Here is a 14133-nt window from a genome sequence, read left to right as displayed (position 1 = left end):
AGTTTGAAGTTGTTGTTGACACCGCTGGCGTTGATTGAGCGCGACCAGGCTGTCCACGCGCAATCGCGTCGCTTCCCAGGCAGCCTGTGGAGGCGCGTCGCGCTGGATGCGGGCTGCATTGACCAGCGCCTGATCGGTCTCGGCATAGCGATGCGCAGCATCCACCGGCTCGGCGCTGGCCCAGCCGATCATGCGTGCGACGCGGTCGTTATCCAGGCGCTCGCGTTCCTGCTGCGAAAACCAGTCCGGATGCCGCCACATCGCCTCGGCCGCGAGTTGCGCGCTGCCGAGGTCGCTGAGCGTGAGCGCGCGCATCGTGTAGGCGCCTCTATCGCGTGGGTCGGCATGCAAGACCCGCTCGTAAATGGCCAAGGCGTCCGCGTAGCGTTGCCGGCCGCGAAATTGCTCGGCCTGCTGCATGGGGGTGAGGGCTGTGGGGGCATCAGGCACGTCCGCAGGCCGCACTTCACCGCTGTGCGCCTGGGGCACACATGCGGTGAACAAAGCGAGGCTGAGCAGAGGAGTGAGTGCGCCTGTAAGGTCAGGACGACCGCGCTGCACGTGATTGCGTGAACAGGGGGAGGGGGAGGGGGAGATTCACGAGCGATCCCGGCTATGAAGTCCGGCGATACTGGGTATGCCACTGTAAAGTGCGCGTCATCACAATGTGGATAAGATGTTCATTACTTCAGTTTGCTTGGTCTGAAACTGGTCTTCCCGTTTGCGCATGCGGGGATTCCCAGCAAGGCGCTGAATTTGTCTGCAGCGAGATCTCTATTCCCTATCTTCATTAAGAATTAACATCATGGGGATGGTCCCATGCCGCTCATATGTCTGAAGAAGCATCTAACAGATGCGCCGGCTTATCTGCATGATGGCAGACATTGCAGATACCTAGGGTCCCCGATCGTTGATTGACGACGTGAGCGAATCGCCGCTAATCCGCTTTTTAAGTGATTTTCATCACAAAATCAGAAAGGTCGGGTTTTTCTTACAGGATGGCCCCTACACGGCGCGTTGACCGTTTTTTAACATTCCGTCACAGTCGCACCGCATTTCAACGTGCTGACGGATTGCGCCGCCGCCTTGGTGACCAGGCACGTTGATGCGGGCGACGGCGCGCAGTAGCGCGACCGCCGCACAGGGGGCAGGACAGATGTGGATGCGATCGGCGCCTTTGGCGCTGGCGGTTTGCCTGTGCGCAATCGCCGGGCTGGCGGCTGCACAACAGTCGGCACCGACAACGCTGGATCGGCAGGAGCAATTGCGCCAGGCCGAGGAAATTCAGCGTCGCCAGGAACAGGAGCGCCAGGCGCCCTTCGCCGGCCCGCGCGAGGACGCCGACCGTGTGGACGCGCGCAGCACCGTGCTGCCCAAAGAAGACCTGTGTTTTTCGATCACCCGCGTGCGCCTGTCCGGCGCGGGCGATGATGCGGCGCGCTTTGCGTGGTTGTGGACGTCGCTGCGCCGTTACCAAGGCCGCTGCATCGGGCGTGCCGGCATCGACATCATCCGGCGCCGCGCATTGGATCAGCTGGTTGCACGCGGGTTGGTCACCACCCGCATCGGCGTTCCGGAACAGGATCTGTCGCGTGGCGAACTACGTTTCGAACTGATGCCCGGCCGCTTGCGCGAGGTGCGCGTGGTGTCCGAGACCGAAGGCGCGCACTGGAAAACCGCATTGCCGCTGCGTACGGGCGATTTGCTGGATCTGCGTGCCATCGAGCAAGCGGTAGAGCAGTTCAAGCGGCTGCCGTCGCAGGACGCCAAGATCGATATTGCGCCGGGCGAGGCACCGGGCGAATCGGATCTGGTGATCATCTTGCAGCATGGGCGGCGCTGGCGCGGTGTGGCGAATGTCGACGATTCAGGTATGGAGGCTACCGGTCGCGTGCAAGGTGGATTGGACGTTTCGCTGGATAACCCACTGGGTCTCAACGATCTGCTCAGCATTGGCTACAGCCATGACTTGGCCACGCGCGACGAAGAACGCGGCACACGCGGCAACAGCCTGAGTTACAGCCTGCCATGGGGATGGTGGACGTTTGCGCTGGCGGCATCGTCGTACCGCTATCACCAGCGCGTGGATGGCTTTTTGCAGACCTTCCAATCCACTGGCGAGTCCAGTAACGCGCAGCTGGATATTCAGCGCGTGCTGCATCGCGACGGCACCAGCAAGACCTCGGCCGGTGTGGTGATTGGCCGGCGGCGTGCGCGCAGTTATCTGGATGGCGTGGAGATCGGCATCCAGCGCCGCGATACCAGCAGCGCGGAGTTCTACCTCACGCACCGGCGCTATCTGGGCACGATGCAGCTGGACATGCGTCTGGCGCATCGGCGCGGCACGCCGTGGTTCAACAGCCAGTGGACCGGCTACGACCCGCAGATCGGCTTCCCGACATTTCGCTATGGGGTGACTACGCTGGACATAAGCACGGCCCTGCCGTTCAAGCTTGGCCCGGTACCGATGGCGTGGGAAAGCAGCCTGCGTGCACAGACCGCTGGCGAACTGTTGCTGGGTTCGGAGTTCGTCACCATGGGTGGCCGTTACAGCGTGCGCGGTTTTGACGGCGAAGCGACGCTCGGGGCGGAAAAAGGCGCGTACTGGCGCAATACCCTGAGCTTCCCCGTGCAGCAGATCGGGTTGACGCCCTACCTGGGCCTGGACGCCGGCCGCATCGATGGCACCAGCGCCAGCGGGCTGCGCGGCCGCAGCCTGGTCGGTGGCGCGGTGGGTCTGCGTGGCGGTTGGTTCGGCGCCAGCGTCGATGCATTCGCTGGTTGGGCGATTCACCGTCCCGACGGATTTGGAAGTGCGCAGCCAGCCTACGGCGCGCGTGTGATTTACCAGTTTTGACAGGGATCGCGTCGCCAGCCGGCTGCGCGTTTGTTGATGGATGACGCCAACAGGCGGCGAGAGAGAAACGATGGACAACGAAGCGATGCGCGTGCGTGGTTACCTGGCCGAGCAGGGCAAGCGTGCGCTTGCACTGTTGCTGTGCTGCACGACCACCTGGACATCGTTTCCAGCATGGGCGCAGGTTGCGCCAACCGCCAACCCTGCAGGGCAGACGCCCGGTCAGCAGGTCGCTGCCAATGGTGTGCCGGTGGTGGACATCGTCGCGCCCAATGCACGCGGCATTTCGCACAACCGCTACAGCAACTTCAATGTCGGCCCGAATGGGCTGATCCTCAACAACAGCGCGCAGATCTCCAAGACCGAGCTGGGCGGTTACGTTGCCGGCAACAACAACCTGCAGCGCAGCGGTGCCGCGTCGCTGATCCTCAACGAAGTCACCTCGGCCAGCAGCCGCTTGCAGGGCTATACCGAAATCGCCGGTGCGAGAGCGCAGTTGGTGATCGCCAACCCCAACGGCATTTCCTGCGATGGCTGCGGCTTTCTCAATACCTCGCGCGCCACCCTGACCACCGGCACACCGAACCTGGGCAGCGATGGTGCCTTGAACGGTTTCAGCATCACCGGTGGAGCGCTGAGCATCGGCCGCAACGGTCTGGACGCGTTCAACGTGGATCGACTGGACCTGCTGTCGCGTCAGCTCAGCGTAGATGGCTCGGTCTGGACCAGGGAGCTGGTCGCCGCCGCTGGTGCCGGACGCGTGAATTACGACGGCATGCTGCTGGACGTCCTGCCAGGTGCCGACGGCGCCGCTCCTGCAATCGGCATCGATGTGGCGCAATTGGGTGGCATGTATGCCGAACGCATTCGCCTGATCGCCACCGAAGCCGGCGTTGGCGTGGTGAGCCGCGGCACGTTAGCCGCGCAAAGTGGCGACCTGCAGATCGACAGCGCCGGGCAATTGAGCCTGAGCGGCACCACCGTCGCACGCGATGCCGTGAATGTGCGTGCCACCGGCGCGCTGGATCAGCGTGGCGTGCTCGGCTCGCAGCAAGGCGACGTGTACCTGCGTGCGGCCAACATGACGCTTGCAGGCGACCTGGTCGCCGCCGGTGCGCTGGATGCGCAAGCCGGTGGTGTGGTGAACCATGGTGGCCGCAGTAGCGCGGGGTCGATCCGTCTGTTCGGTTCGCAACTGAATGCCGATGGCAGCTTGCACACCAACGGTGCGCTGGACCTGGGCGCTGATGGATTACTGAGCAGCAGTGGTGTGGCCTATGGCGGCGCGGGCGCGAATTTGCGCGCAGCGCAGATTGCATTGTCCGGTACTTTGCAGAGCGGCGCGGCGATTGCGCTGAATGCCACTACCATCGACGCACTGGGCACGCTGGATGCGGCAACTGCGCTGCGGATCAACGGCAATGGCGATGTGCGTGTGGCTGGATTGGCGCAAGCCGGGCAGGGGGCTGATGTACGTGTGGGTGGGCGCCTGGAACTGCAGGGGCAGCTGATCGCAGCCGATGCGCTTGCGTTGAACGCAGCGTCGATCGACATCGCACAGCGCGCTGCGGTGTCTGCAGGCAACGATCTGGACCTGCGTAGCGCCGGTGCAGTCAATAACGCCGGTAGCGCGTATGCCGGTCGCGATCTGCGGTTACAAGCTGCCAGTGTCACCACTGCAGGCAGTCTGTCTGCCGCACGCGATGCGCAGCTTTCTGTTGAAGGCCAATTGCTCAATAGCGGCGCCATTGTCGCAGGCGGCACATTGGCTGTGGACGCGGCGCAGCTGGCAAGCAGCGGCGATATCGGCAGCCAGCGTGGCGATGCCACGTTGCGTAGTCGCGGCAATCTGCGCCTGAGCGGCAATACCGTTGCAGGCGGGGCATTGGCGTTGGATGCCGCAAGCAGCGCCCAGGTGTCGGGCATCGTGAATGCGGCCAGCGTCAACTTACGTAGCGGCGGTGATGCCAGCCTCTCCGGCACGCTGCAGAGCACGCGCGGCGCGCTGACGGTTGCCGCGGCCAGTGAGCTTGCAAACGATGCCGTCTTACGTTCGGCCAGCGCACTCGATCTGCAGGCCGATGGCGCGCTGCGTCAGCGCGGCCAACTGCACAGCAATGGCGGGTTGCAACTGCGTGGCGGCAGTGTCTCCCATAACGGCCTGATCGATGCTGGCGGTGACCTGCGCATCGCCAGCGCTGGGGCGCTGGCATTGGACGGCACCGTGCAGAGCGCAGGCAGTACGACCTTGCAAGCGGCCGGCGCGCTGGATAACAGCGCAAAGGTGGTCACTGCTGGTCCACTGCAGATGGATGCGTCCAGCCTGCACAACGCGCAAGGCGCGGCATTCTCGTCCGGTGCCGATGCGCAGCTGCGTATCGGCGGCACGCTTGAAAATGCCGGCAGCGTCTACGCTGCCAACGCAGTGCAGATCAGCGCCGATTCGTTGACCCAGAACGGAAGCGTCGGCTCCGGCAACACGCTGTCCGCAACGGTTGCCGGCACGTTCGACAATGCCGGCAATGTGGTGGCCCGCGATGGGCTGCAGATCGATGCCGGCGACTTGCGCAGCAGCGGCCAGCTCGGCAGTGAAGCTGCAGGCGTCGTCTTGGGTAGCCAAAGCGATATCGCATTGCAAGGTGTGGTGGCTGCCGCAACCACCTTGCAGGCCAATGCTGCGGGCGATCTGCAGCAGTCCGGCTCGCTGAAGGCGCAATCCGTAGCGCTGCGAGCAGGTCACGACCTCGCCGCGAGCGGCACGCTGCAATCTGCCTCGACTTTGGACCTACAGGCGCAACGTGACTTGACCTTCACTGCGCAAGGCCAGGCTGGTGGCGACATCGGCATGCGCGCTGCCACGCTGACGACAAGCCAGGATGCGGTCCTGCAGGGCGCCGCAGCGATTGCATTGGATAGCGGCACGATTCATAGCCGCGGCAAGCTCGATGCACGCAGCGATCTGCGTGTACGCAGCCTGGGCGACCTGACGCTGGCGGGTGTTGCGCAGGGCAGCGGCGATGTTGAGCTGACGGCTACCGGGGCGCTGACCAATGCAGCGCAGGTCTTCGCCGGGCGCACCCTGACCGCGCAGGCACAAAGCCTGGAGAACACCGCTGCCGGCGTATTGGCGGGCGATGGGAATGTGGCACTCACCGCGGCAGCACAGTTGAGAAACGCCGGCCGCATACAGGCAGCCGGCGACCTGCAGATGACGGCGGCAAGTCTCGATCAAAATGGCAGCGCATCTGCCGGCAAGACCTTACGCGGCACAGTTGCCGGCACGCTGGATAACCGCGGCAACCTGATCGCCAGGGACGCGCTGCAGATCGATGCAGGCACGTTGCGCAGCAGCGGCCAATTGGGCAGCGAACTGGCCAGTGTTGCATTAAGCAGCCAGGGCGCGATGCAGCTGGACGGTGTGGTTGCAGCCGCGACCGCATTGCAGGCATCGGCTGGCGGCGATCTGCAGCAAGCTGGTTCGCTCAAGGCGCAGTCGATTGCGTTGCAGGCCAGGCGAGACCTCACTGCCAATGGCAGCCTGCAGTCCGCATCCACCCTGGATCTGCAGTCGCAACGCACGCTTGCATTGAACGGTCAGGCATCCAGTGCTGCCGATGCCACGCTCGATGGCGCAACCATCACAACCAGCGCTGTGGCGGTGCTGCAGAGCGGCGCGTCGATTACCTTGGCAGGTAACAGCATCGATAGCCGTGGCGCGCTCGATGCAGCGAATGATTTGACTCTACGTAGTGCGGGCGATCTGACGCTGGGCGGCGTAGCGCAGGCCGGCCGCGACATTGCGCTGACCGCAACAGGTAACTTGAACAACGGTGCCCAAGTAATCGCCGCGCGCGATCTGAGCGTGCAGGCTGCCAGTGCCGCCAATGCGTCTGACGCAACCCTGGGTGCCAAGCGCGATTTGCGCGTCGACGTTGCCGGGGTACTGGACAATCGCGGTAGCCTGCACGGAGAGCGAGGACTTTCGCTGACCTCCGGGTCGCTGTTGCAGCGCGGTCGTGTCTATAGCGGCGATGCGCTGTCGATCGCTTCCAACGGTGCGTTCGAAAACGCAGGCCAGTTGGTCTCTGGCAAAGAGTTGAGCATCACCGCCGGCAGCATTGTCAGTAATGGTCAGCTGGGCTCGGTGACCGGCGCGCTGGCGCTGACCAGCCAGAACGCAATCGCGTTGCAAGGCGTGGTGTCTGCCGCGACCACGTTGCAAGCCACGGCAGGGGGCGACCTTTCACAGGCAGGGACGCTCAGCGCACAGACCGTCGCGCTACAGGCTGGCCGTGATCTCGTTGCCGGTGGCACCCTGCAATCGGCTTCCACGCTGGATGTGCGAGCACAGCGCACGCTGAGCTTGAACGGGCAGGCGCAGGCCGGGACAGATGCGAGCCTGCACGGCAACAGTATCGTGACCGGTCGTGATGCGGTCCTGAAAAGCGGTGGTGCCATCACCCTGGACGGCGCCGCAATCGACAGCCGTGGAACGCTGGATGCCGGGACGGATCTTGTAGTCCGCAGCACAGGCGATCTTGCCCTGGCGGGTGTTGCGCAGGCCAACCGCGATGTCGTGTTGAGCGCCAGCGGTGCACTGGGTAACGCCAGCCAGGTCTTTGCGGGCCGCGACCTTTCGCTACAGGCAGGTTCGATCAACAACGCAGCAGCCGGCGCACTTGCGGCAGCGGGCGGCGTCACGCTGGCGACAGGTGCATTGCAGAACGCCGGCAGCCTGCAGAGCGGCGGCGATCTGCGGATCACTGCAGCCAGCGTGGACCAGAGCGGCACTGCTGTCGCCGGCAAGGCGTTGACCGCCACAGTCACCGGCACGCTGGATAACCGCGGCAGTCTCATCGCCAAGGATGCAGTGCTGGTGGAAGCAGGCACGCTGCGTAGCAGCGGCCAGCTCGGCAGCGAAGCGTCGACCGTGACGTTGACCAGCCGGGGCGATGTTACCTTGCAGGGCGTGGTCGCAGCAGCCAGCACGCTACACGCCGCCGCTGGCGGCGATCTGCATCAGGCCGGTTCGGTCAAGGCGCAGTCCATCGCGCTGCAGGCCGGGCGCAATCTCACTGCAGCAGGTACGCTGCAATCTGCATCGCAGCTTGATCTGCAGGCGCAGCGCACACTCAACCTTGATGGGCAGGCGGTATCCGCGGCGAGTGCGAATCTGCGTGGTGCGCAGATTGCGACCGGGCAAGCGGCAGTGTTGCAAAGCGGCGTCGCGATCAGCCTGGACGGCGCAGCGATCGACAGCCGTGGCGCACTCGATGCCGCCACCGACATCAATCTACGCAGCACCGGCGATCTGGCGGTTGCCGGCGTGGTGCAGGCAGACCGCAACGTGGTGCTGAGCGCAACCGGCGCGTCGACCAACGCCGCGCAGGTCGCCGCTGGCGATGGCTTGACTGTGACCGCAGCCAGCGCGAGTAACACCGCAACGGGCGTGCTGCTTGCGCAAGGCGACACCAGGTTGTCCATCGCAGGCCTGCTCGACAACGCTGGCGTCGTTCGTGCCGGCAATCAGCTCTCGCTTAATGTCGGGTCGCTGCGCCAAACCGGTCAGGCCTATGGCCTGCAGCGGCTTGGTGTCAGCGCCAGCGGTGCGGTGGATAACCGCGGCGATCTGATCGGCGGCAATGCGTTGCGCGTGGAAGCGGGGCAGCTGAGCAACAGTGGTCAGTTGGGCAGCGAGCGTGGCGATGTGGCATTGATCAGCCGTGGCGACCTGCAGCTCAATGGCCGCTTGGCATCGGCAGGGGCGTTCACGGCACAGGCCGATGGCGCGCTGACGCAGAGCGGCAATCTGAGCGCAGCCAGCACACTCGACCTGCGTTCCAAAGGTGATCTGACCATTGCCGGCCAGGTCGCGGGTCAACAACTCGCACTCGTCAGCGATGCGGTTGTACGCCAGCAGGGCACTGTCAGCGGGACAACGGTCGATGTGCAAGGCGCGCGTATCGAAAACGCCGGGCAAACTACTGCAGCGGGCAATTTAAGCCTTCGCGCAGGCGAGATTGGCATCACCGGTACGGTGGGTGCTGGCATTAACGCAGACGGCAGCCTGGGCAGCGGGAGCACACTCAGCCTGGTTGCCGATGGTCAGTTCGCTGCCTCCGGCACACTGCTGGCCGGCGGCAACCTCACAGCGCAAGGCAGTCAGCTGCAGCTGGCTGGGAGCACCACGCGTGCCACCGGCAATGTGGCACTGGCTACCGGCGGTAGCCTCGATCATCGTGGCGGCAATCTGCTTGCGGGCGGCACGCTCACTGTGCAGGCCGTCGGCGCTATCGACAATGGCCGCCTCAACACTGTCGGCGGGCAACTTCAGGCTAACCAGCTGAGTATCGACGGCGGCAGCCTCAGCAATGTCGGCGGTGGTCTGGTGCAGAGCGGCGCGGCTGCGACTCGCGTGGTGATCGGGGGTGCCATCGATAACACCGCAGGCACGCTTGCCAGTAACGGTCAGGATCTGACCATCACCGCTGCCAGCATCGAAAATGCGCAGGGCCGTATCGAGCATGCCGGCGCCGGCACGCTGTCGGTGACCAGCCGCGGTGCACTCGGCAACGGCGGCGGACGTATCCTGACGCAGGGTCAGCTGACCCTGGGCGCCAGCGGTGCCTTGACTAATCAGAATGGTGCTATCGCTGCGGCAGGCGATGCAGCGGTGACCGCTGCCAGCCTCAATAACCTGGCAGGCTCGGTGTCGGCCCGGACATTGAACGTGCAAACCAGCGGCGCAGTCGATAACCGTAACGGCCTGCTTCAGGCCAGCGGTGGTGCGCTGACCTTGCGTGCCGACAGCCTCAGCAATGCCGGCGGTACCGTGCAGGCAGTTGCCAATGCGGGTGCAGGCGGCGGTTTGCGGGTGGAGTTGAATCGCGGTCTGGACAATGGCAACGGCACGATCGGCGCCAGCACCGATGCAGTGATCATTGCAGAAAACATCAGCAGCGCCGGTGGCAATCTGCAGGCCGGGCGCGACCTCAGCATCACTGCACGTGGCCAGTTGGACAATCATCAGGGCGGCAAGCTCAGCGCCGGCCGTGATCTGAGCGTTGCGGTGGCCGGTGCATTGCTCAATAGCGGTGGCCAGCTCGATGCCGGCAATAGCTTGACCGCATCCGCCGGACGGATCGACAACACCCAAGGCAGCATCGTCAACAATGGCAGTGGCCTGACCCGCCTCACCACCGGCGGCGCATTGACCAACACCAGCGGCAATCTGGGCGGGCGCGGCAGTGTGGTAATCGATGCGGCCAGCGTCGCCAACACTAGTGGCCAGTTGGTGGCAGGCGGCGACCTGATCGCCAATACCAATGTGCTGGACAATCAGGGCGGCAGCGTCTATGCCGGCGCCAACTTCCTGCTGCAGCGGGCAGGTGCCACGCTCGACAACCAGAGCGGCAGGATCAAGGCCGAGCAATCGGTTCGCTTGAACCTGCAGAACCTGAGCAATGCCGGTGGCCAGATTGGTGCCGGCAGCGTTACCGGCGGCGTCGGCGATGTGCTTATCGACACGGTCGGCTTCGACGGTGGCGGCAGCATCCTCGCGCAGAACCTGCTGGATCTGACCCTGCGCAGCGACTACACGCATCGCGCCGGCGCCGACCTGGTCAGCAATGGCAATTTCAACCTGCGCGTGGGCGGCAATCTGGTCAACGAGTCCACGCTCAAGGCCGCGCGTACCCTGGATATCACCGCCAGCAGCATCACCAACCGCGCCGGCGCCAACATCCTCTCCAACGACACCCGTCTCAACGGCGGTAACGTCATCGACAATGCCGGCAGCGTTTCCGGCAACGGGGCGTTGTTGCTCGTTGCCAACAGCGTCTACAACACCGGCAGCATCGTCGGTGGCAATGTCTCGGTGAATACCGGCACGCTGGTCAATGGTGCCGATCTGGGTGGTGCGACCGACAATGCGGCCTATGGTTCGGCCCTGCTGGGTTCCACCAGCAATATGAACCTGATCGTGCGCGATCAGTTGCTCAATCGCGATGCGCGCATCTACAGCCTGGGCAATATCGCAATTGGTGGGGCGCAGGATAGTGGTGGCACCTTGGTATCGCGGACCGGGGTGGTGAATAACCTGTCGGGCAGTATCGAGGCCGACGGGAGCATCTTGATTGCGGCCAACCAGCTGAATAACCGGCGGCGTGTCGTTAACACAACCAGCGTTTCTACCGATCCCGGCAACGACGATGTGTATGCGGGTGGTGAGCTGATCGAAGGCAAGGCGATCCGGAACATCCAGGGCGCCCGGGCGCCTTATCCCTACACGGGGCTTGCGCCAGGCATTTATCGCAACTATCAGGTGATCCAGCAGGAACAGCTGTCTTCCGCAAGCGCTGAGGGACGCATCGCGGCGGGCGGAAACATCTTGTTGTCGGGGAGCGTGACCAACAATGCCTCCACCATCGCTGCAGCAGGCGTGTTCGCGGCCAACCAGCGCGGTCTTGGCGGGCTCTCGGACGGGATGATCGTAGGCGGCGAGCAGCTGCTCAACCAGGCGCTGGCGTTGAATCAGACGGTTCGGCAAAGCGATGTGGAACACATCGTCACCGCGATTACCAATGACTGCATGCAGCCGGTCGGGCAGAAGGTCGTGTGCTATTACGAAGAGGAAGATCAGCGGCTGAGTTCCTCAACGGTCAGCAGCAGCTATATCGCCCTGGGCGCCAGCATGACCGGCAACCAAGGCGTCAGCATCAACGGCGCCAACATCAGCAACGGCGCTGTTGGTAGCGATGGCCGCAGCATCAGTGATGCCTCACTGAATGGCGTGGGCGCGCAAGGCGGCTTGAACGGTCGCACTACGCAAAGTGCCGTTGGTGTGGGTGGTCAGGCCGTGGTCGGTCGCGCCAATGGCAGCGCAGGCAGCATCCGCGTTGCCACCGGCACCAGCGGCAGCGCAGGCACGCAAGTCGGCGCCAACACGCAGGACGCCACGCTGGCCACGTCGGGCGGCATCGTCAAGATGTCGGTCGCACCGGTGATGTCCAACGACAGCGTCCTGGTGCGCAGCAGCATCGATCAGGCAAATGTGCAGACCACCGCCGCCGGTACCGGTGTCACCGCAGGTACGAATGGAACCCGCACGCGTGTCGATCCCGCCACCATTCCCGTCACCAACATCGTTGGCGGTGGCCAGACATCGCTGACGCAGATCGATTTGCCCATCGGCGGCCTGTATCGCCTGTCCAATGGCATGGCCACCGATCGCACGGCGATGGGCCGCGCAGCAACCAGCCTGGGCGGCATCAACGCCTGGCGCAGCAACGGCCCTGGCCGTCGCTACCTGATCGAGACCGATCCGCGCTTCGTCAATTACGACAACTTCATCAGCAGCGATTTCCTGCTCGACAAGCTGGGCGTGGACCCGGAGTGGACCCAGACCCGCCTGGGCGATGGCTTCTATGAGCAGCGTCTGGTGCTGGATCAGATCACCCAGCTCACCGGCCGCCGCTATCTGGGCAACTATGCCGACGGCGTGGCGCAGTACCGCGCCTTGCTCGAATCCGGCGTGGCCGCTGCAGGCGAGCTGCAACTAAGCATGGGCGTGGGCTTGACCGCCGCGCAGGCGGCCGCGCTGACGCAGGACATCGTGTGGATGGTGGAGCAGGAGTACCAGGGCCAGACCGTGCTGGTGCCGGTGGTGTACCTGGCGTCCAACTCGCTGCAACTGCGTGGCAACGGCGCGTTGATTGCCGGCGGCAACGTCGAGCTCAATGCCAGCAACGCCATGAACAACCAGGGCGTCATCGCCGGTGCCGATGTCAGCATCACCGCCGGCAACCTGCTCAACCAGGGCCGCATCAGCGGCACTGGCGGCGTGTCGCTGGAAGCGCGTAACGACCTGCTCAATCAAGGCCAGATCCAGGGCCGCGATGTCGCATTGGTGGCCGGTAACAACCTGGTCAGTGAAGCGACCAAGGCCATCAACGGCGTCGGCATCCTGTCGGGTATCACTGCAAGCAACTCCTTGCAACTGATGGCCGGCAACGACATGACATTGACCGGCACCCGCATGCAGGCAGGCGGCAGCGCGGCGTTGATCGCCGGCAACACCCTCAGCCTCACGCCCAGCGCCTTACGCGACGACAACGGCCTGATGCGTGGCGGCGACGCGGTGTCGGTGACCACTGGCAAGGATCTGGTGATGTTTGCAGGCAACGACCTGCAACTGCATGGCGTGACCATCGCCGTTGGTGGGAGCGCGGCACTGCAGGCAGGCAACAATCTGTCGCTGACGCCGACCACCGGCCTGGATGGCAAGGTCGTCACCCGCACCAACATCAGCACCGGCGACAGCCTGCAGTTGACTGCCGGCAACGACCTGACCATCCGCCAGGCCGACGTCAAGGCCGGCGGCGATCTGATCGCTGCGGCGGGCAACAACCTCAACGTCGAGTCCGTGCTCAACGAGACCGAGACCAACAGCTACAACAGCCGCGACGGCAAGACCCGCGTCACCACCACCACAACCACGCAGACCATCGACCAGCAGGCGCTCACCGCCGGCGGCAACCTGATCCTCAGCGCCGGCAACGACGTCAACCTGGTTGCCGCAAAGCTCGATGCAGGCAAGGGCTTGGGGATCAGCGCCGGCAACGACATCAACGCCAGCACGCTGACCACGGTCGACACCAGCGATACGCTCGAGACGCGCAAGCGCTTCAAGCAAACCACCAGCACGAGCGACGAAACCGTCCACGGCACCGAGTTCAGTGCCGGCGGCAACCTCGCCATGCAGGCGGGCAACGACATCACCCTTACCGCCGCATCGGTCGCCACCAAGGAAGGCGGCATCACCCTGGCCGCCGGCAACGACGTCAACCTGCTCGCCGCCAGCGAACAGCACGATGCCGTGCAGGACATGACCAAGAAGAAGGGCACGTTCAGCAGCAAGACCACCACCACGCATGATGAGTGGCAGGACACTGTCGCGGTCACCACCACGCTCAGTGGCGACACGGTACAAATTGCGGCAGGCAACGATCTGCTGTCGCAGGGTGCGCAAGTCGCCAGCACCGGGAATGTGGTGTTGGCCGCAGGCAACAACCTCACGCTGGACACGGTGCAGAACACGCACAGCGAAGAGCATGAGAAGACCGTCAAGAAGTCTGGTCTCTACGGCGGTGGTGGATTCAGCGTCGCCTTGGGCGTGACTAAGGAAGGTCTGAACAACGAGACCTGACAGGGCGGAAGGTGGCGTCGTTCCGAAGAGTGGCTTTTGGAACTTCGGAATTTCGCCATTTCTGGCGCTT

The 14133-nt window shown here is 64.2% G+C and carries 2 protein-coding genes and 1 pseudogene; 2 read left to right on the top strand and 1 reads right to left on the bottom strand.

From position 1 onward, the window contains the following. Positions 1–420 (bottom strand): annotated as a pseudogene (locus J7360_RS20535) (HmsH protein); the annotation flags it as partial. 736 nt (positions 421–1156) lie between these two features. On the opposite strand from J7360_RS20535, the gene J7360_RS20530 reads away from it, so the two are divergent. Beyond that, complete coding sequence (locus J7360_RS20530; protein WP_209034681.1) at positions 1157–2857, top strand: ShlB/FhaC/HecB family hemolysin secretion/activation protein; 1701 nt, start codon at positions 1157–1159, stop codon at positions 2855–2857. 70 nt (positions 2858–2927) lie between these two features. Continuing rightward, positions 2928–14063 carry a filamentous hemagglutinin N-terminal domain-containing protein gene (locus J7360_RS20525; protein ID WP_244667864.1) on the top strand — a complete coding sequence of 3712 codons (11136 nt, stop codon included), beginning with the start codon at positions 2928–2930 and terminating at the stop codon, positions 14061–14063. The last annotated feature ends 70 nt before the right edge of the window (positions 14064–14133 follow it).

The sequence above is a fragment of the Xanthomonas sp. D-99 genome (assembly GCF_017746145.1).
Classification (GTDB): Bacteria; Pseudomonadota; Gammaproteobacteria; order Xanthomonadales; family Xanthomonadaceae; genus Xanthomonas; species Xanthomonas cissicola.
The sequence above is the reverse complement of the archived record's forward strand: the minus strand, read 5'-3'. Positions and strand labels throughout refer to the sequence as shown.